Annotated in this window: 17 protein-coding genes; 2 read left to right on the plus strand and 15 right to left on the minus strand. The window is 67.9% G+C overall.

Annotated elements, in window-relative coordinates:
• Positions 1-31: 31 nt before the first annotated feature.
• The 12 genes from LOS78_RS06055 to ccoN form a co-directional block, all read right to left on the minus strand.
• Positions 32-814, minus strand: a complete 783-nt coding sequence (locus tag LOS78_RS06055; protein WP_230376161.1) for an inositol monophosphatase family protein — start codon at positions 812-814, stop codon at positions 32-34.
• A gap of 65 nt (positions 815-879) precedes the next feature.
• Positions 880-1,377, minus strand: a complete 498-nt coding sequence (locus LOS78_RS06060; protein WP_230376162.1) for a phosphatase PAP2 family protein — start codon at positions 1,375-1,377, stop codon at positions 880-882.
• Positions 1,378-1,418: 41 nt separating this feature from the next.
• The gene (locus tag LOS78_RS06065) at positions 1,419-2,081 is read right to left on the minus strand and encodes an ABC transporter ATP-binding protein (RefSeq protein WP_028711432.1); all 663 of its coding nucleotides are present in this window, start codon (positions 2,079-2,081) and stop codon (positions 1,419-1,421) included.
• Positions 2,074-3,375, minus strand: coding sequence for an ABC transporter permease (locus tag LOS78_RS06070; protein ID WP_230376163.1), 1,302 nt, complete (start codon positions 3,373-3,375; stop codon positions 2,074-2,076). Before LOS78_RS06070 ends, LOS78_RS06065 begins: the two co-directional genes overlap by 8 nt.
• A 97-nt stretch (positions 3,376-3,472) precedes the next feature.
• Positions 3,473-3,631: a cbb3-type cytochrome oxidase assembly protein CcoS gene (ccoS, locus tag LOS78_RS06075; RefSeq protein WP_028711434.1), complete on the minus strand. Its 159-nt coding sequence runs from the start codon at positions 3,629-3,631 to the stop codon at positions 3,473-3,475.
• 11 nt (positions 3,632-3,642) lie between these two features.
• Entirely contained in the window at positions 3,643-5,841 is a 2,199-nt protein-coding gene (locus LOS78_RS06080; protein ID WP_230376165.1) for a heavy metal translocating P-type ATPase, read from the minus strand.
• Between the two features lies 1 nt (position 5,842).
• Complete coding sequence (locus LOS78_RS06085) at positions 5,843-6,307, minus strand: FixH family protein (protein ID WP_230376167.1); 465 nt, start codon at positions 6,305-6,307, stop codon at positions 5,843-5,845.
• The gene (gene ccoG / locus LOS78_RS06090; RefSeq protein WP_230376168.1) at positions 6,307-7,764 is read right to left on the minus strand and encodes a cytochrome c oxidase accessory protein CcoG; all 1,458 of its coding nucleotides are present in this window, start codon (positions 7,762-7,764) and stop codon (positions 6,307-6,309) included. The genes LOS78_RS06085 and ccoG overlap by 1 nt, the downstream gene beginning before the upstream one ends.
• Positions 7,765-8,039: 275 nt before the next feature.
• The gene (gene ccoP / locus LOS78_RS06095) at positions 8,040-9,089 is read right to left on the minus strand and encodes a cytochrome-c oxidase, cbb3-type subunit III (RefSeq protein ID WP_230376169.1); all 1,050 of its coding nucleotides are present in this window, start codon (positions 9,087-9,089) and stop codon (positions 8,040-8,042) included.
• Positions 9,089-9,277: a CcoQ/FixQ family Cbb3-type cytochrome c oxidase assembly chaperone gene (locus tag LOS78_RS06100; RefSeq protein WP_028711439.1), complete on the minus strand. Its 189-nt coding sequence runs from the start codon at positions 9,275-9,277 to the stop codon at positions 9,089-9,091. The genes ccoP and LOS78_RS06100 overlap by 1 nt, the downstream gene beginning before the upstream one ends.
• 8 nt (positions 9,278-9,285) lie before the next feature.
• Positions 9,286-10,011 carry a cytochrome-c oxidase, cbb3-type subunit II gene (ccoO, locus tag LOS78_RS06105; protein WP_028711440.1) on the minus strand — a complete coding sequence of 242 codons (726 nt, stop codon included), beginning with the start codon at positions 10,009-10,011 and terminating at the stop codon, positions 9,286-9,288.
• Positions 10,012-10,020: 9 nt separating this feature from the next.
• Entirely contained in the window at positions 10,021-11,640 is a 1,620-nt protein-coding gene (ccoN, locus tag LOS78_RS06110; protein ID WP_028711441.1) for a cytochrome-c oxidase, cbb3-type subunit I, read from the minus strand.
• 250 nt (positions 11,641-11,890) lie between these two features.
• On the opposite strand from ccoN, the gene LOS78_RS06115 reads away from it, so the two are divergent.
• A complete protein-coding gene (locus LOS78_RS06115) occupies positions 11,891-12,724 on the plus strand; it encodes a universal stress protein (RefSeq protein WP_028711442.1) in 834 nt (277 codons plus the stop codon).
• 64 nt (positions 12,725-12,788) lie between these two features.
• On the opposite strand, the gene fnrL is transcribed toward LOS78_RS06115, so the two are convergent.
• Complete coding sequence (fnrL, locus tag LOS78_RS06120) at positions 12,789-13,538, minus strand: transcriptional regulator FnrL (protein WP_028711443.1); 750 nt, start codon at positions 13,536-13,538, stop codon at positions 12,789-12,791.
• Positions 13,539-13,586: 48 nt separating this feature from the next.
• Between fnrL and hemN the strand changes: the two genes are divergently transcribed.
• Positions 13,587-14,942 (plus strand): oxygen-independent coproporphyrinogen III oxidase, encoded by a 1,356-nt coding sequence (gene hemN, locus LOS78_RS06125; RefSeq protein WP_230376170.1) that lies wholly within the window; start codon positions 13,587-13,589, stop codon positions 14,940-14,942.
• A 2-nt stretch (positions 14,943-14,944) separates the two neighbouring features.
• On the opposite strand, the gene LOS78_RS06130 is transcribed toward hemN, so the two are convergent.
• Complete coding sequence (locus LOS78_RS06130; RefSeq protein WP_028711445.1) at positions 14,945-15,877, minus strand: cation diffusion facilitator family transporter; 933 nt, start codon at positions 15,875-15,877, stop codon at positions 14,945-14,947.
• A gap of 71 nt (positions 15,878-15,948) precedes the next feature.
• Complete coding sequence (polA, locus tag LOS78_RS06135) at positions 15,949-18,765, minus strand: DNA polymerase I (protein ID WP_230376172.1); 2,817 nt, start codon at positions 18,763-18,765, stop codon at positions 15,949-15,951.
• Between the last annotated feature and the right edge of the window lie 150 nt (positions 18,766-18,915).

The raw sequence follows: 18,915 nt of genomic DNA on the forward strand, positions 1-18,915 counted from the left end.
GGGATCGCCTTATGCGGGACGAAGCGGACGGTCAGCCATTCGGCAAGAGCCGATCCAAAACCTTTGCATGGAGTTCGGGGGAGGCACTGGCGACGATGGCTCCACTCGAAGCGAATGACAGTGACCGTCCCTTCCAGTCGGTAATCTTGCCTCCGGCTTCCTGCACCACGGGGCACAGGGCGCAAATGTCGTAGGCGTCCAGATCATCGCCGTTGAGGCAAATGTCGATGAGTCCTCGGGCAAGCGCACCATATGCGGGAGCGCCGCCGTCAAAGACCCTCACCCGCCCCGCCGAGCGGAAATTCTGGTATCCTGCGGCGCTCTCGCCCCGGAAGCTGTCAGGATTGGCAAGGCTGACCACGGCCTCCGCCATGTTGCGGCACATGCTGCTGCGGACAGTCCGGCCGGCGAATGTGGTGCCTTTCCCCTCCGCCGCCACGTAACGCGCGTCCGGCATCGGCAAGTCGATGATACCCAGAACCGGCAGACCGTCCCGGCACAGGCTTATCAGCGATGCGAAGTTCAACAGCCCCGTCCCGAACTGGCGCGTTCCGTCGATCGGATCGAGCACCCAGGTAAAGGCGCTGCTTCCTGTGTCGGAACCGTATTCCTCGCCCAGAATGCCGTGCGAAGGGAATTGCCGTTTGATCCGCTCTCGCCATAGAGCCTCGATGGACAGGTCGGCCTGCGTCAGTGACGAGCCATCGGCTTTGTAGGTCACGGCAAGGTCACCGCCCCATGCTTTGGCAGAAATCTGCGCCCCGAGCTCTGCGAGGTTCAGCGCCGCTTGCATAAGATGTTCGAGGTCAGACATCGCGCCTCCCTGGATAAGGGACGACATAGCTGTCGGATGGTAACGGCCGAATGACGGCTAAGGCCTCAAAACCGCATCCCGACCGAGAAGCTCGCTCCGTCGGTTCCGATCCCGAAGCTCGCCGCGCCGAAGCTGATCCCGATCAGCGCCCCGGTCCAGACCTGTGCGGGCGTATGCTCGCCCGCATGGACGCGGCTCCAGCCGGTCATCCCCGCCGCGCCATAGGCCAGCGCCCCGGCCCCGGGCCGGTCGTCGAAGCATTTCCCGGCCAGGTCCGCGGCGCCGAAGAAGGCCGCCGCCGTATGGCCCGAGGGGAATCCCCTGCCCCCGCCCGAGGGCCGGCGCGAGACCGACGCACCGTCGAAGAATTCCTTCATCCCCCAGACCAGCGCCGCCTGCAGCACGCCGCGGACGGCGAAATCCTCAAGCCGGCCCTGATCCGCCGCGCAGACTGCAGCCGCCAGCGGCAGGCCGTATTTCATCGCCGTGCCGAATTGCTCGAACGGGTCCGCCGAGGCCGGAGCCGCCAGCGAACAGGCGCAGATCGCCGCCATCACCCGCATCGGCGCCCCCTTTGCCAAGCACATCCGGCGTCCCGCATGGCTCAGCTGCCCAGCCGGATCACCCGGTCCATGCGCCCGGCCAGTTCCATGTTATGCGTGGCGATCAGCGCCGCAAGACCGGTTTCGCGCACCAGCGCCATCAGCACGTCGAAGACCTTGTCCGAGGTCGCGGGGTCCAGGTTCCCCGTCGGCTCGTCCGCCAGAAGCAGCGAGGGCTGGTTCGCCAACGCCCGGCAGAAGGCCACCCGCTGCTGCTCGCCCCCGGACAGCTGCGCCGGCCGGTGATCCCCGCGATGCGACAGCCCGACCCGGCCCAGCAGGTCCAGCGCCCGCGCCCGCGCCGCGCCCCGGGCGATGCCGTTGGCCAGTTGCGGCAGGACGATATTCTCCGCGGCCGAGAATTCCGGCAGCAGGTGGTGGAACTGATAGACGAAACCCAGCTGTTCGCGCCGCGCCTCGGTCCGCGCCCGGTCGCTTTGCCCGGCCATGTCGCGGCCATTGATCGCCACCCGCCCCGCATCGGGCATGTCCAGCAGGCCCGCAATATGCAGCAGCGTCGACTTGCCGGCGCCCGAGGGGGCGACCAGCGCCACCACCTCTCCCCGGCCGACGCGCAGCGACAGCCGGTCCAGAACCGGCACCGGCGCGGGACCCCCGATGCCGTAAGTCTTGGAGATCCCTTCCAGAACCAGGACGTCATTCATAGCGCAGCGCCTCGACCGGATTCATGCGCGCGGCGCGGCGCGCGGGAAAGATGGTGACGATGAAGGACAGGGCCAGCGACAGGGCCGCCGCGCGGAAGATGTCCCAGGCCCGCAGATCGGCGGTGAGCTGGTAGATGCCCCGCACCTCGGGCTGCCAGGCATTGCCGCCGGTCAGGGCGTTCAGCGCCGCCATGATATGGTCGACGTTCAGCGACAGCGCCACGCCCAGCACCACGCCGGCGAGGGTGCCGATCACCCCGGTAAAGGCGCCGCAAAGGAAGAAGACCCGCAGCACCGCGCCCTCGGTCAGGCCCATGGTGCGCAGGATGCCGATGTCGCGGCCCTTGTTCTTGACCAGCATGATCAGCCCCGAGGTGATGTTCATCGAGGCGATCAGCACCAGGATCGACAGGATGACGAACATCACGTCATCCTCCATGTCGAGCGCCGCCAGGAACGAGCCCGAGGCGTCGCGCCAGGTCCAGACCTGCCCGCGCTCGCCCGCCGCCTGCAAAAGCGGCAGCGTCCAGTCGTCGACCCGCTCGGGATCGGCGACGAAGACCCCGATCTCGTCGGCGACGCCCTCGCGGTTGAAGAAGGTCTGCGCCTCGGCCATGGGCATGTAGATGCGCGCCTTGTCCACGTCGTAGCGCCCGGCCGAGAAGATATAGACCACCTCATAGGCCTCGATGCGCGGGGTGGTGCCGAAGGCGGTCCTGGCGCCCTCGGGCGCGACCAGTTGCAGCCGGTCGCCCACCCCGATGCCCAGATCGCGCGCCATGCCGACGCCGATGGCGATGCCCTTGTCGAAATCATCCGGATCGCCGGCAGCGCGTTCCGGGTCGGCGATGCCCGGCATGGATTTCAGCGCCTCCAGCGTGATGCCGTAGACATCGCCCACCCCCATGGCATCGCCTTGCCGCGCCATGACCTGCGCGCGAACCGCCGGAACAGCGCGGGTCACGCCGGGGATCTGCGCGATCTTCGCGGCCAGCGCCTCGTAATCCTCGATCCGGCCGGGGGTGACATAGGTCTCTTCGGTCAGTTCGTTATAGATCTGCGTGGGCGCGTAATAGACCGTGCTATGGGCGTTGGCGCCCAGGATGGTATCGACGAAATCGGCGCGAAAGCCGGCGCGCACGGCCAGGGTGGTGATCAGCGCCATGACGCCCAGGGTGATGCCGATCAGGCTGATCCAGGTCATCACGCTGACCCCGCCCTCGGCGCGGCGGGCGCGCAGATAGCGCCAGGCGATCAGGAATTCGTAACGCGAAAACGGGGCGGGACTGGCCATCGCTCACCTGTCTGTTGGCTCGCGCCTGATTGGCCTTTCGGCGGTGACAATGCAAGCCAACAAGGCCGTGACCGCGGACCCGGGCCGCAGCCCGGGATCACGGTTTCGGATGATCGTCCCATTCCGGGCTGAGGATCCGTTCGGCATCGCCCTTGGGATCGTCGTATTGCCGGCCGCGCAGCGACCAGATGAAGGCCAGGAGGCCAAGCCCGCCAAGCCCCAGCGAGACCGGAATGAGAAGGCCGAGGATTTCCATCTTCCCCCCCTTTACCGCAGCCGCAGCGCGTTCAGCGTCACGCTGATCGAGCTCAGCGACATGGCCAGCGCCGCCATCAGGGGCGTGGCGAAGCCCGCGATGGCGATGGGCACCGCGACGATGTTGTAGATCAGCGAGATGGCGAAATTCTCCTTGATGCGGGCACGGGCGCTTCGCGCGAGTTCCAGCGCCTCGGCAACCGGGGCCAGGTCGCTGCCCATCAGCACCATATCCGAGGCCGTCCGCGCCGCATCCAGTGCCGAGGCGGGCGAGATCGAGACATGCGCCTCGGTCAGCGCGGCGGTGTCGTTGAGCCCGTCGCCGACCATCAGCGGATGCAGCCCCTCCTGCCGCAGCCGGCGCAGGGCCTCGGCCTTTTCGACCGGGGTGACGCCGGCCCGCCATTCCGCGATGCCAAGCCGCCGCGCCAGATCCTCGACCACCGGCGCCGCATCGCCCGACAGCAGCATCACCCGGCGGCCTGAGCCCAGCAGCCGCGCCACGCAGGTCTCGGCCCCTGGCCGCAGCCGGTCCGAGAACTCCAACCGGATCGGCGCCCCCTGCCCGAGCGACAGCCAGCTTGCCGAAAGCGTCGCGTCGCCATGCTCGGCCCCCAGCCAGTCGGCACGGCCCAGCCGCACCTCGCGCCCCTGCCACAGGCCGGAAATGCCATAGCCCGGCACCTCGCGCAGGTCGGCCAGCGCGGCGGGCTCGGTGCCGGCATCGACCAGCGCCTGCGCCAGCGCCTGCGACAAGGGATGCCCCGAGCCCTGCGCCAGAGCCAGCGCCACGAGCCGGGCCTCCGCCGGGATCGGGTCCAGCGAGACCAGCTGCGGCACGCCCAGGGTCAGGGTGCCGGTCTTGTCGAAGACCACGGCATCGACCTCGGCCAGACGCTCCAGCGCGGTGCCGTCCTTGATCAGCATGCCGCGCCGGAACAGCCGGCCCGAGGCCGCGGTGATCACCGCCGGCACCGCCAGACCCAGCGCGCAGGGACAGGTGATGATCAGCACCGCCGCCGCCACGTTCACCGCCAGTCGCAGGTCATGCGTGGTCAGATACCAGCCAAGGAAGCTGCAAAAGGCCAGAAGATGCACCAGCGGCGAATAAAGCCGCGAGGCGCGGTCGGCCAGCCCGGTGTAATGCCCGCGCGCCGATTCCGCCGCCGCCACCAGCGCCGTCAGCCGCGCCAGCGAGCTGTCGCGCCCGGCCGCCGTCACCCGCATGACCAGCGGTCCGGTCAGGTTCGCCTCGCCCGCCGAAAGCGCGAAGCCGGGGCCGGCGGGAACCGGAATGCTCTCGCCGGTCAGGAGCGAGCGGTCGATCTCGCTGCTGCCTTCGGCGATCTCGCCATCGGCGGGGATGCGGGCGCCGGGGCGGATGCGGATCAGGTCGCCGGGGCGCAGCTCGGCCACCGGCACCGGCTCGTCGCCGGCCGGGGTGATGCGGAAGGCGCGCGGCACCTCCAGTGCGGTCAGCTCCTCGGCGGCGGAGCGGGCGACGGCGCGGGTGCGATAGTCGAGATAGCGCCCGATCAGCAGGAAGAAGCACAGCATCACCGCCGCGTCGAAATAGGCGTGATGGCCGGAATGCAGCGTCTCGTAGACCGAGATGGCGCTGGCCAGGATCAGCGCCAGCGAGATCGGCACGTCCATCCCCAGCCGGCCATGCCGCAGCGCCCGCCAGGCGCTGGAGAAGAAGGGCTGGCCGGCAAAGGCCACGGTCGGCAGGGCGATGGCGCCGGAAATCCAGTGGAACATGTCGCGCGTCGCGTCCTCGGCCCCCGACCAGACGGCAACCGACAGGATCATGATGTTCATCATCGCAAAGCCCGACACGCCGATGCGCATCAGGATGTCGCGGCCCTGGCGGTCGGCGGCGCTGGCCGACAGCGCCGCGGGGTCGAGCTCATGCGCCTCGTAGCCGATGCTCTCGACCACGGGGATCAGCTCCTCGGCGGTCAGGCCGGGCGCGTCCACGATCACGCGGCGCAGCGTCAGGTTGACCCGCGCATCCCTGACGCCGGGATGGCGGTTCAGCACCCGCTCGACATCGGTGATGCAGGTCGCGCAATGAATGGTGGGCAGCGACAGGATGACCTCCTCCTGCCCGCCCCGGGCTCCGGCGATGCGCTGCGCGAGCGGTGCGGCATCGCAGGCCGGGCAGGCCGAGAGCCGGGCGTCGTGATCGTGCAGCGCGGCGTCCGACATCTCAGTTCACCCGGCTGCCGTGGTAATGGTCGATGCGCTGGCGGAAGACCGTGCCGTCCGGCGCGGTGGCGGTCAGGTGGATGTTCCACAGCCCCGGCGCCAGTTCCAGCGGCGCATGGAACAGCCCGCCCTGATAGGTGAATTGCGGGCGCTGGTCGTCGCGCAGATGGGTCGGGCGGCCGACCGTCACCTCGAGCGTGCTGACCGGGGCCGGGTTGCCCTGTCCGTCGCGGATCGCCAGCACCAGTTCGCGCCCGTCGTAATCCGGCGTCACCGTCCAGTTCAGCGCCGCCTGCGCATTGCGTTCCCGGTCGAAATTCTGCGAGGCGACATAGCTGTTCCTGACCTCGAGTCCCGGGAAGGTGCCGACCGCCTTGAACGCCATGAACAGGTTCACCGCGATGATGGTGCCGAAGGCGGCAAGGGTGATCATCAGCACATGGCGGCCGGTCAGTTCGCGGGACATCATTCGCTCCTTCCATGGAAGACGGTGCCGATCCGGGATCGCACCCCATCGGTGGCATCCTCGACCCAAAGCGTCAACTCGCTCTGTCCGCTCTCGGCCAGCGCCGAGCCCTTTTCGGCGGTCACATAGAGGCGCTGGGTATGGGTGCTGTCGGCGGGGACGCTGACCCCGGCGCCCGGCAGGCCCTCCAGCGCCAGACCGACGCCCTGCGGCACCGCGCCGTCGGGGCCGGTGACCGAGACGGTGAAGTCGCGCGCATCCCCCTGCTTGTTGCGCAACCGCAGCGCATAGGTGTTGCGGATCGCGCCGTCGGCCATGGTGACGTAAAGCGGGTTGCGGACCGGCGTCACGTTCAGGTCGAAGGGCGAGCGCAGGAACAGCGCCACCAGCAGCGCCACGCCGATCCCGGCCCAGAGGGTGAAATACAGCACCGTGCGCGGCCGCAGGATGTGCTTGATCAGCGGCTTGGGCGCGGCGCCGGCGCGCTCGGCCGTCTCATCCTTCAGCGCCATGTAGTCGATCAGCCCGCGCGGCTTGCCGATCTTGTCCATCACGTCGTCGCAGGCATCGATGCAAAGCGCGCAGGTGATGCATTCCATCTGCTGGCCGTCGCGGATGTCGATGCCCATCGGGCAGACGTTGACGCAGGCCATGCAGTCGATGCAGTCGCCCTTGGCGCCGCCGTCGGATTTCGTCGCCTCGCCCTTGTGCAGCTTGCCGCGCGGCTCGCCCCGCCAGTCGCGATAGGCGACGGTCAGCGTGTCCTCGTCCATCATCGCGGCCTGGATGCGCGGCCAGGGACAGGCATAGATGCAGATCTGCTCGCGCGCGAAGCCGCCGAAGACGAAGGTGGTCGCGGTCAGGATGGCCATGGTGGTATAGGCGACCGGATGGGCCTGGCCGGTGAGCAGATTGCCCAGCAGCGTCGGCGCATCGGTGAAATAGAAGATCCAGGCGCCGCCGGTCGCCAGCGCGATCACCAGCCAGATCGCCCATTTCGCCAGCCGCAGCCGCAGCTTCCTGGCATCCCAGGGCGCGTTCCACAGCCGCAACCGGGCGTTGCGGTCGCCCTCGACCCAGCGCTCGGTCAGGATGAACAGGTCGGTCCAGACCGTCTGCGGGCAGGCATAGCCGCACCAGACCCGCCCCAGGGCCGAGGTGAACAGGAACAGCCCCAGCCCCGCCATGACCAGCAGGCCGGCGACGAAATAGAATTCGTGCGGCCAGATCTCGATCCAGAAGAAATAGAAGCGGCGATTGGCCAGATCGACCAGAACCGCCTGATCGGGCATGCCGGGGCCGCGGTCCCAGCGAAACCAGGGTGTGACGTAATAGATCGCCAGGGTCACCGCCATGATGACCCATTTCAGGTTGCGAAACCACCCCTGGACGCGCCGCGGAAAGATCGGCTCGCGGGCGGCATAGAGATGTGGCGGGTCGATGTCGGAATTCGACATGATTGGCTCCTGTTCGCGTGGCTCGGGTATAGAGCCTCGCCGCGACGGCGCATTGATCTGCGTCAAGCACGGGCAGGCTGGCTTATAGCCGGGGCGAAAAAGCCGGGGCATGGGCCGCATTGTCGCATCCCGCCGGAAAAAAGCGGGCGCGCCGCTTGCAGGGGACGCAGGGCCTGGCGTTTCATATGAACACCGGCCCCCCTTGGAAACGCGCGAACAGGACGGGGGGCCGGTGCCTCCGGGGCCGGTTGCCCGGCCGCGGATCTCGGGATCTGTTATTCGCCACCGCCAAGGCTGTGGACGTAGGAGGCGACGGCGCGGATATCCGCCTCGGACAGGCGGTCCGACCAGGCCGGCATCACGCCGAAGGGGCCGGAATGCACGATCCGGGTGATCGTCTCCGGGTCCGAGCCGTAGAGCCAGACCGCATCGGTCAGGTCGGGCGCACCCTGGCTGCGGTCGCCGGTGCCGTCCTCGGCATGGCAGGCCGAGCAGTTGTCGGCATAGACCGCCGCCCCCTCGGCCGCGAGCCGCGCGTCATGCGGCAGGCCGCCCAGTTCCAGCACATGGTTCACGACCTGGCGGATCTGGATATTGTCCAGAAGCTGGTCGGCGCCGAAGCGCGGCATCTCCGAATAGCGGGTATCCTCATCCTTGGGATCGCGGATGCCGTGCAGGACCGTGGTATGGATCTCGTCCAGCGAGCCGCCCCAGAGCCAGTCGTTGTCCAGCAGCGAGGGATAGCCCGCGGCCCCGCCCGCGCCCGAGCCGTGACATTGCGCGCACCAGGTGCGGAAGATCGCGGCGCCGGCATTGGCGGTATAGTTCGCCAGCTCCGGATCGGCGGCGATCTCGTCCAGCGGCGTCTCGACCAGCCGGGCCTGGATCGGGGCGTTGGCGTCGTTGAAACGCCGGATCTCGGCCGCGACGTCGGAACGGTAGCTCTGGCCCAGGATGCCCTGCGTCGCGCCGTTGACCAGCGGAATGGCCGGATAGGCGATGATATAGGCCAGCCCCCAGACGATGGTGGCGTAGAAGGTCCAGAGCCACCAGCGCGGCAGCGGGTTGTCGTATTCCTCGATCCCGTCCCAGCTGTGGCCGGTCGAGGGCACCTCGACCACCCGCCGCCCGCCCTTGCGGTCGCGCACCACGCGGGTGCTGCCGGGCCGGGGCGTGACCGGCGGATGCAGCGGCTGGCCGCCCGGCCCCTCGGGCGGGTCGGCCAGGATCCTGGCCTTGTGGGCCTCGTCCGCGGCCTGGCGTTCCAGCTCGATCCGGTTGTCGGGGTTCTGCGGGCTGGTGTGCTCGTCGTCGGTATCGGCCATCACTCGACCTCCTTCTCGCCCGCCGGGGCGGGATTCGTCTCGTTGCGGAAGATGCTTTCCGCCGCGTCTCGGTGCAGCGGGCGCGAGCCCGGCCTGAAGGCGAAAACGATCGTCCCCAGGAAGAACAGCACCAGCAGCAGCAGCACCCAGCTGTCGGCCAGTTCGCGCAGGAAGGAATAGCTGTCCATGGCGGGCCTCAGCGGTTCGGGTCCGGCTCGAAGGTCGAGAAATCGACCATCGTGCCCAGCACCTGCAGATAGGCGATCAGGGCGTCCATTTCGGACACGCCGGGGCGGCGGTCGAAATTGCGCTGCTGCGCGCCCGGATAGCGTTCCTCAAGCCCCGAGGCGTCCGCATCCGGGTCGGCCTGGGCGCGGAAGTCGCTGGCGGCGGCGGCGATCATCTCGTCGCTATAGGGCACGCCGACCCGTGCATCGGTCCGCAACCGCTGGCCCATGTTCGAGGGGTTGATCTGCCGGTCCAGCAGGAAGCCGTATTTCGGCATGATCGATTCCGGCACCACCGCCTGCGGATTCACCAGATGGTCGAGATGCCATTCGTCCGAATAGCGGCCACCGACCCGGGCCAGGTCCGGCCCCGTGCGCTTCGATCCCCATTGGAACGGATGGTCGTACATCGACTCGGCCGCCAGGCTGTAATGGCCATAGCGTTCCACCTCGTCGCGCATCGGCCGGATCATCTGGCTGTGGCAGACATAGCAGCCCTCGCGCACATAGATGTCGCGGCCCTTCAGCTCCAAGGGCGTATAGGGCCGCATGCCCTCGACCTTCTCGATGGTGTTCTGCAGGTAGAACAGGGGCGCGATCTCGACGATGCCGCCGATGGTCACGACGAGGAAGGAAAAGACCAGCAGCAGCGTGGCGTTCTTTTCCAGGACCTTGTGCTTTTCAAGAATGGCCATGATCCGCCCTCACTCTGCCGGGACCGCAACGGTGAGCGGTTGGGCCTTGGGTTGCCGGGCAACGGTGGCCCAGAGGTTGTAGCACATGATCAGCGCACCGCCGAGATAGAGCACGCCGCCCAGCGCCCGCACCACGTTCATCGGGAATTTCGCGGCCACCGTGTCGGCGAAGGCATTGACCAGGAAACCCTGGGCATCGACCTCGCGCCACATCAGCCCCTCCATGATGCCCGAGACCCACATCGAGGCCGCGTAGAGCACCAGGCCGATGGTGGCGAGCCAGAAGTGCCAGCTGACCAGCCCCGTCGAATAAAGCCGCTCACGCCCCCAAAGACGCGGCACCAGGTAGTAGAGCGCGCCGAAGGTGATCATGCCGTTCCAGCCCAGCGCGCCGGAATGCACGTGGCCGATGGTCCAGTCGGTGTAATGGCTCAGCGAGTTCACCGCCTTGATCGACATCATCGGCCCCTCGAAGGTCGCCATGCCGTAGAAGCCGACGGCCACCACCATCATGCGGATGATCGGATCGGTGCGCAGCTTGTCCCAGGCGCCCGACAGAGTCATCAGCCCGTTGATCATGCCGCCCCAGCTGGGCATCCACAGGATGATCGAGAACACCATGCCCAGCGTCGAGGCCCAGTCGGGCAGCGCGGTATAATGCAGGTGGTGCGGACCGGCCCAGATATAGAGGAAGATCAACGCCCAGAAATGGATGATGGACAGCTTGTAGCTGTAGACCGGACGCTCGGCCTGCTTGGGAATGAAGTAATACATCATGCCCAGGAAACCGGCGGTCAGGAAGAAGCCCACGGCGTTGTGGCCATACCACCATTGCGTCATGGCGTCCTGCACGCCCGAGAAGAGCTGCACCGATTTCGAGCCGAAGGGGCTGACCGGGATCGCCAGGTTGTTGACGACATGCAGCATGGCGATGGTGACGATGAAGGACAGGTAGAACCAGTTCGCCACATAGATATGCGGCTCTTTCCGCTTCAGGATGGTGCCCAGGAACACGGCCAGGTAGACGACCCAGACCACGGTCAGCCACCAGTCCACATACCATTCGGGTTCCGCGTATTCCTTGGACTGGGTGGCGCCCAGAATGTAGCCGGTCGCCGCGAGCACGATGAAGAGCTGGTAGCCCCAGAACACGAACCAGGCCGCATTGCCGCCCCAGAGCCGCGCCGCCGAGGTGCGCTGCACCACATAGAACGAGGTCGCGATCAGCGCGTTGCCGCCGAAGGCGAAGATCACCGCCGAGGTATGCAGCGGCCGGAGCTTGCCGAAATTGGTGTAGCCCATGGTCAGGTCGCTGAGGTTCAGCGCCGGAAAGGCCAGCTGGAAGGCGATGACCACGCCGACCAGGAAACCCACCACGCCCCAGAAGGCGGTGGCGACGACCCCGGCCCGGACCACGCCGTCCATGTATTCGGTCTCGGGATGCGGGTCGAGCGCGGGCTGCCCGTTCCCCATCTGGCGCAGCACCCGCATGAACATGAACCCCGCCGCCAGCATGACGATCAGGGCGTTCACCAGATAGGCGGGATCATCGGGCCGCGCATAATTGGCGCCGATTGCGGCCAGAACCGCGATCGTGCCAAGCGCGATCAGCTTGATGGTGTCCAACATGAATTTCTGTCCTTCATCCTGCGCCGAAAGGCGGCCGAATCGCAGCGGAATGCGATGCGGGACACGGCTTCGACAGGTCCCTCTATAGCCGCACGGTTTCGTGAGACTTTGATCTGCGTCAATCAGCTTGCACGGAACAGGTGTAAAATTCCCAAATATCCGGACAGGATGTCGCGGCCGGCGCCGGCGGGCGATTGCGATTCTGCCGGATGCCGAGCAAACTCGTGCCACACCCCGAAAGGAGAGGCCCATGGGCTACAAGACGATCCTGACCGTTCTGACCGATCCCGGCCAGCAGAAGCAGCTTGACTCGGCCATCGCCATGACCCGGCGCGAGGATGCGCATCTGGACGTGTTCTGCATGGGCGTCGACCATACCCAAAGCGGCTATTACTACGCGGGCGCCTCGGCCTATGTGTTCCAGGAATCCATCGACAAGGCCATGGCCGCGGCCAGCGAGCTCGAGGAGGGCATCCGCGCCCGGCTTTCCGCCGAGGATGTCCGCTGGTCGGTCGATTCCGCCGTGGCGCAGGTCGGCGGGCTTTCGACGCTGGTCGGCATGCGGGCGCGCTATTCCGATCTGGTGGTGCTGAACCGGCCCTATGGCGAGAACGCGCCCGCCGATGCCGAGGCCGTGACCGAGGCGGCGCTGTTCGAAGGTTCGGCCCCGGTGCTGATCGTGCCGGACGCGCTGAAAGAGCCTTTCGGCAAGAAGATCATGATCGCCTGGAACCAATCGAACGAGGCCCTGGCGGCGGTGCGCCGCGCCTTGCCGCTGCTGATCGCCGCCGAAAGCGTCGAGATCACCGTGATCGACCCCTCGCCCAGCGGTCCCGAACGCTCTGACCCGGGCGGTGCCCTGTGCCAGATGCTGACCCGCCACGGGGTCAAGGCCGAGATCTCGGTTCTGGCCCGCACCCTGCCGCTGATCAGCGACATCCTGAACCGCCGCGCCACCGAGATCGGCGCCGACATGCTGGTGATGGGCGCCTATGGCCATTCCCGCTTCCGCGAGGCGATCCTGGGCGGCGCGACCCGCAGCATGCTGGAAAAGGCGCAGGTGCCGGTGCTGATGGCGCGCTGACCGCCGCCGCAACAAGAAAGCCCCCGGGAATCGCGCCCGGGGGTTCCGCATTCGGCGCCGCCGCCTAGCTCAGCGGCCCGCCATCCGAATCGTCGCCGCTTTCCGTGACCAGCCGTCCGAAGGCGGGCACGATCACCCGCCGCTTGCCGTCAAGCTCGATCACCCCTTCGCGCTTCAGCGCGCTCACCTGGCGGCTGACGGTCTCCAGCGTCAGGCCCAGGTAATCGGCCATCGCCTCGCGGGTCAGCGGCAGTTCCACGGTGATGCGCCCCGCGGGACGGCGCTTGATCAGCGCGGCCTCGCGCCGGGCCAGGATCACCAGCAGCGAGGCGATCTTCTCGCGCGCCGATTTCCGGCCCAGCAGCAGCAGCCAGTCGCGGGCGGCGTCAAGCTCGTCCAGCGTCATCTCCAGCAGGCGGCTGGCGATGCGGGGATTGTCGATCAGCAGCTTCTCGAAGGGTTTGCGCCGGAAACAGCACAGCACCAGATCGCTGGTCGCGGTGACCGTATAGGCCGCGATCTCGCGCCCGGGGCGGCCCAGAAAGTCGCTGGGCAGCAGCAGGCCGACCATCTGCGTGCGCCCGTCCTCGAGCTGCTGGGTCAGCCCGGCCATGCCGGCGACGACCGAGCCCACGAAATCCATCCGGTCGCCGGCCCAGACCACGACCTGTCCCGCCTCGTAGCGGCGATAGAATTTCATGCTTTCCAGTTCGGTCAGCTCATCGCCTTCGCAATGCGCACAGACCGCCCGATAGCGAATCGGACAAATTTCGCAGGGCTGCTGCGTCGCACAGATGGCGGCGTCTTGTGGCATTTGATTTGGGTCAAGGTCCTGGCGCGGGTTCCGGGCATATATAGCAGCATGGAACAGCAATCGCAACTTGAGCGGCTGGGACTGTTTGACGCGCGCGTGCCGCGCTATACCAGCTATCCCACCGCCCCGCATTTCACCACCGCCGTGGGCGAGCCGGTCTTTCGTGACTGGATCGCCGCGATCCCGGCCGGCGCCTCGATCTCCCTGTATATGCACGTGCCCTTCTGCCGGCGGCTGTGCTGGTTCTGCGCCTGCCGCACCCAGGGCACGCAGTCGGACGAGCCGGTGCGCGCCTATGCCCAAGCCCTGCTGGCCGAGCTTGACATGCTGAAATCGGCGCTGGCGCCCGGCGTCAGATTGTCGCGGCTGCATTGGGGCGGCGGCACGCCGACGCTGATGCCGGCCGAGATGATGCGGCGGGTCGCCGGCGCCGTGCTGGACAGCTTCCCGCTGGCCGAGGGCGCGGAATTCTCGGTCGAGATCGACCCGAACGAGATCGACGAGGCCCGCATGGACGCCCTGGCCGAGGCCGGGCTGACCCGCGCCTCGATCGGCGTGCAGGATTTCGACCCCGAGATCCAGAAGGTCATCGGCCGCGAGCAGAGCTTCGAGGTGACGAAACGCGCCGTGGACATGATCCGCGACCGCGGCATCGCCAGCCTGAACGCCGACATCCTCTACGGCCTGCCGCATCAGGACCCGCGCCGCATCGCCGAATCGGTGCAGAAGCTGCTGGCGCTGTCGCCCGACCGGGTGGCGCTTTACGGCTATGCGCATGTGCCCTGGATGGCCAAGCGGCAGGTGATGATCCCCTCGGAAACCCTGCCGGACCCGCATGGCCGGCTGCGGCTGTTCGAGACCGCGCGCGAGCTGTTCCTGGCCGACGGCTATGACGAGATCGGCATCGACCATTTCGCCCGCCCCGGCGACGGGCTCGCCCGCGCGCAAAAGGCCGGGCTGCTGCGCCGCAACTTCCAGGGCTATACCGACGACCGGGCCGAGGTGCTGGTGGGGCTGGGCGCCTCGTCGATCTCGCGCTTCCCGCAGGGCTATGCGCAGAACGCCCCGGCCACCGGCGCGCATCTGGGCAAGATCCGCGACGGCCGCTTCTCGACCACGCGCGGCCATGCCTTCACCACCGAGGACCGCTGGCGCTCGCGGATGATCGAGGCGCTGATGTGCGATTTCGAGATCCGGGCCGAGGAATTCATCCGCGACCACGGCTTCGATGCCGAGAGCCTCGACCAGGTCCTCGCCCCGGTCGCCGCGCATTTCGGCGACATGGTCGAAGCCGATGCCGCCGGCCTGCGCATCACGCCCAAGGGCCGGCCGCTGACCCGGATGATCGCGCGGATGTTCGACGGCTACGACATGGCGGCCTCGGGCCATTCCGCCGCGATCTGACGCTAGTGGCGATGGCCTGCATGGTCGTCGCCACAGGCCTCGCCCGCGCGCTCGGTCTCGATGGTGGCGTGGTCGATGCCGAAATCGCGCCGCAGCAGGGCCTTGACCCGGCGCACCGCCAGGACCGGATCGGCGCCCTCGCGCATGACCAGATGCGCCGACAGCGCCGTGCGCCGCTCGTCGATCTGCCACAGGTGCAGGTGATGCGCGCCGGCCACGCCCTCGACGCCGGCCATGGCGCCGGCCAGCGCCGCGTGATCCACCCCGGCGGGGGCCGCCAGCATCAGCATGCGCATCACCGGCCCGATCTCCCGGCCGATATGCCACAGGATCACCGCCGAGATCAGCAGCGTCAGCACCGGATCGGCAAGATTCCAGCCGAAGGCCCAGATCAGCGCCCCGCCCAGGATCACCGCGACCGAAACCGCGGCATCGGCGAGGTTGTGCAGGAAGGCGGCGCGGATGTTCACGCTTTCCTTCGAGGCGCGCCAGACCAGCGCCGCGGTCGCCATGTCCACCAGCAGCGCGAAGCCCGCCAGCGCCATGACCAGCCCGCCCGCGACCTGCGGCGGCTCGATCAGCCGGCCCAGCGCCTCGATCCCCAGCCAGACCGAGACCGCGATCAGCGCGATGTAGTTGACGAAGGCCGCGACGATCTCGGCCCGGCCCCAGCCATAGCTCATGTCGGGGCTGGCGGGCCGCCGCGCCAGCCGCCGGGCGCCGAAGGCCAGCACCAAGGCCAGCGCATCCGAGAGATTATGCACCCCGTCCGCGATCAGCGCCGTGGAATCCGCGACATAGCCGCCGATGATCTGCGCCCCGGTCAGCGCCAGGTTGACCACTACCGCGACCAGGATGGTGCCGTCACCCGCCCCGCCCGGCAGATGCGCATGGCCGTGCCCGCCGTCATGCGAATGCGAATGCGAATGGCCCATCCCGTTCCCTCGCCGGCTTCTTCGTTCCCCAAATACCCATGCGGCCGCGCAACCCGCGCGACCGCCAGTCCTCAATGCGCCTCGGCCCAGTTCAGCCCCTGCCCGGCATCGACGATCAGCGGCACGTCCAGCCGGATCGCGGGATCGGCCGCGCCCTGCATGACGCCGCGCGCCACCTCGATCAGCTCGGGCACCGCGCCCTCCTCGACCTCGAAGACCAGCTCGTCATGCACCTGCAGCAGCATCCTGGCCGGCAGATGCGCGATCGCCTCCGGCATGCGGATCATCGCGCGGCGGATGATGTCGGCCGCCGCGCCCTGAATCGGGGCGTTGATCGCGGCGCGCCGCGCGCCGCCGGCCGCCGGTCCCGACTGGTTGATGCCCGGCGTCATGATGCGCCGCCCGAACAGCGTGCGCACGAAGCCGTCCTGCTTCGCGCCGGCGACGGTGCGGTCCATATAGGCGCGGATCTCGGGGAAACGCTCGAAATAGGTGTCGATGAAGCTCTGCGCCTCGGCGCGCGGAATGCGCAGGTTGCGCGCCAGGCCAAAGCCCGAGATGCCGTAGATCACCCCGAAATTGATCGCCTTGGCGCGGCGGCGGATCATCGGGTCCATGCCCTCGACCGGCACGCCGAACATCTGGCTCGCCGTCATGGCATGGATGTCGATGCCGTCGCGGAAGGCCTGCTTCAACGCCGGGATCTGCGCCACATGCGCCAGGATCCGCAGCTCGATCTGGCTGTAATCGAGGCTCACCAGCCGCATCCCCGGCGCGGCGACAAAGGCTTCGCGGATGCGCCGGCCTTCATCGGTCCTGACCGGGATGTTCTGCAGGTTCGGATCGGTCGAGGCCAGCCGCCCGGTCTGTGCGCCCGCGATGGAATAGCAGGTGTGCACGCGCCCGGTCTCGGGGTTCACATGCAGGGGCAGCGCATCGGTATAGGTCGATTTCAGCTTCGAGATCGCCCGCCAGTCCAGCACCCGGGCGGGCAGTTCGTGGCCCTCGGCGGCCAGGTCCTCCAGCACCTCGGCGCCGGTGGAAAAGGCGCCGGTCTTGCCCTGCTTGCCGCCGGCCAGGCCCATGCGCTGGAACAGGATCTCGCCCAGCTGCTTGGGGCTGCCGACATTGAAGGGACCGCCGGCCAGTTCGTGGATCTCGGCCTCCAGCCCCGCCATCTTCTGCGCGAAAGCGTTGGACATGCGCTTGAGATGCTCGGAATCGATGCGGATGCCGGCCATCTCCATATCGGCCAGCACGCCGATCATCGGCCGCTCCAGCCGCTCATAGGCGGTGGTCACATGGTTCGGCGCCAGCCTCGGGCGCAGGTAATGCCAGAGCCGCCAGGTCACCTCGGCATCCTCGGCGGCATATTCGCTGGCCTTGTCGATCGCCACCTGCGAGAAGTTGATCTGCGCCTTGCCCGAGCCGATCAGGTCCTTGATCGGCAGGCAGCGATGGCCCAGATACAGGTCCGCCAGCTCGTCCATGCCGTGGTTATGCGCCCCGGCATTCAGCGCATAGGACAGCAGCATGGTGTCGTCCAAGGGCGCCATGCGGATGCCGTGGCGGGCCAGCACCTTCCAGTCATACTTGATGTTCTGGCCGATCTTCAGCACCGAGGGATCCTCCAGCACCGGCTTGAGCATCGCCAGCGCGCGCTCCAGATCCATCTGCCCCTCGGCCCGCGCACCCGAGCCGAAGAGGTCGGCGGCGCCGTCGACATGGCCCAGCGGCAGATAGGCCGCCCGCCCCGGCCCTGTGCACAGCGAGACCCCGACCAGCTCGGCCTGCATCTCGTCCAGCCCGGTGGTCTCGGTGTCGATGGCGACCACGCCGGTCTCGGCGATTTCGGCCAGCCACGCGGCCAGCACCGCCTCGTCGCGGATGGTGACGTAAAGGCCGCGGTCGATGGCCGGCAGCGCGGCGGCGGGCACGGCCGGCTCGGCATCGGCCGCCGCGGGCGCCGCCACCTCGGCCAGGGTCGGCGCCTCGGTCCCGAACCGTTCGGCCACGCGCTTGGTCAGGGTGCGCAGCTCCATCCGGGTCAGGAATTCCAGCAGCGCCTCGGGATCGGGCTCGCGGATCTCCAGGCTCTCCAGGCTGAAATCCAGCGCCATGCGGCAATCCAGCTCGACCAGCCGCTTCGAGATGCGGATCTGCTCGGCATGGTCGATCAGGGTCTGGCGGCGCTTGGGCTGCCGGATCTCCTCCGCCCGCGCCAGCAGGCTTTCCAGATCGCCATATTCCTGGATCAGCTGCGCGGCGGTCTTGATGCCGATCCCCGGCGCGCCCGGCACGTTGTCGATGGAATCGCCGGCCAGGGCCTGCACGTCCACCACCCGCTCGGGCCCGACGCCGAATTTCTCGCGCACCTCGTCCGGGCCGATGGGCTTGCCCTTGATCGGGTCCATCATCTCGACCCCGCCGCCGACCAGCTGCATCAGGTCCTTGTCGCTGCTGATGATCGTCACCCGCCCGCCGGCATCCCGCGCCTGGCAGGCGAGGCTCGCGATGATGTCGTCGGCCTCGAAGCCCTCGGTCTCGATGCAGGCGATGTTGAAGGCGCGCGTCGCCTCGCGGGTCAGGGGGAATTGCGGCCGCAGATCCTCGGGCGGCTCGGGCCGGTTGGCCTTGTAGAGCGGATAGATGTCGTTGCGGAACGTCCGCGCCGAATGGTCGAAGATCACCGCCGCATGGGTCGGCTGGTCCGAACCCTTGCCGTCCTGCAGATACTTCCAGACCATGTTGCAAAACCCGGCCACCGCGCCGATGGGCAGCCCGTCCGAGCGCCGGGTCAAGGGCGGCAACGCATGATAGGCGCGAAAGATGAAGGCCGAGCCGTCGATCAGATGCAGGTGATGGCCCTTGCCGAATCCGTCCGTCATCTGCGCCTCATCCTTCTGCCAGCGTCCAAGGCCCCTTACTGCCACGAAGCGCCGACCGGGCCAAGTCCGCCCCCGCCTTCACTGTTTCACAAATACTCCCGCCGGAGGCGCGGCAACCGCACCACCCCAACCAGGCCGCCATGGCGCGCG

Source organism: Paracoccus sp. MA, from assembly GCF_020990385.1.
Classification (GTDB): Bacteria; Pseudomonadota; Alphaproteobacteria; order Rhodobacterales; family Rhodobacteraceae; genus Paracoccus.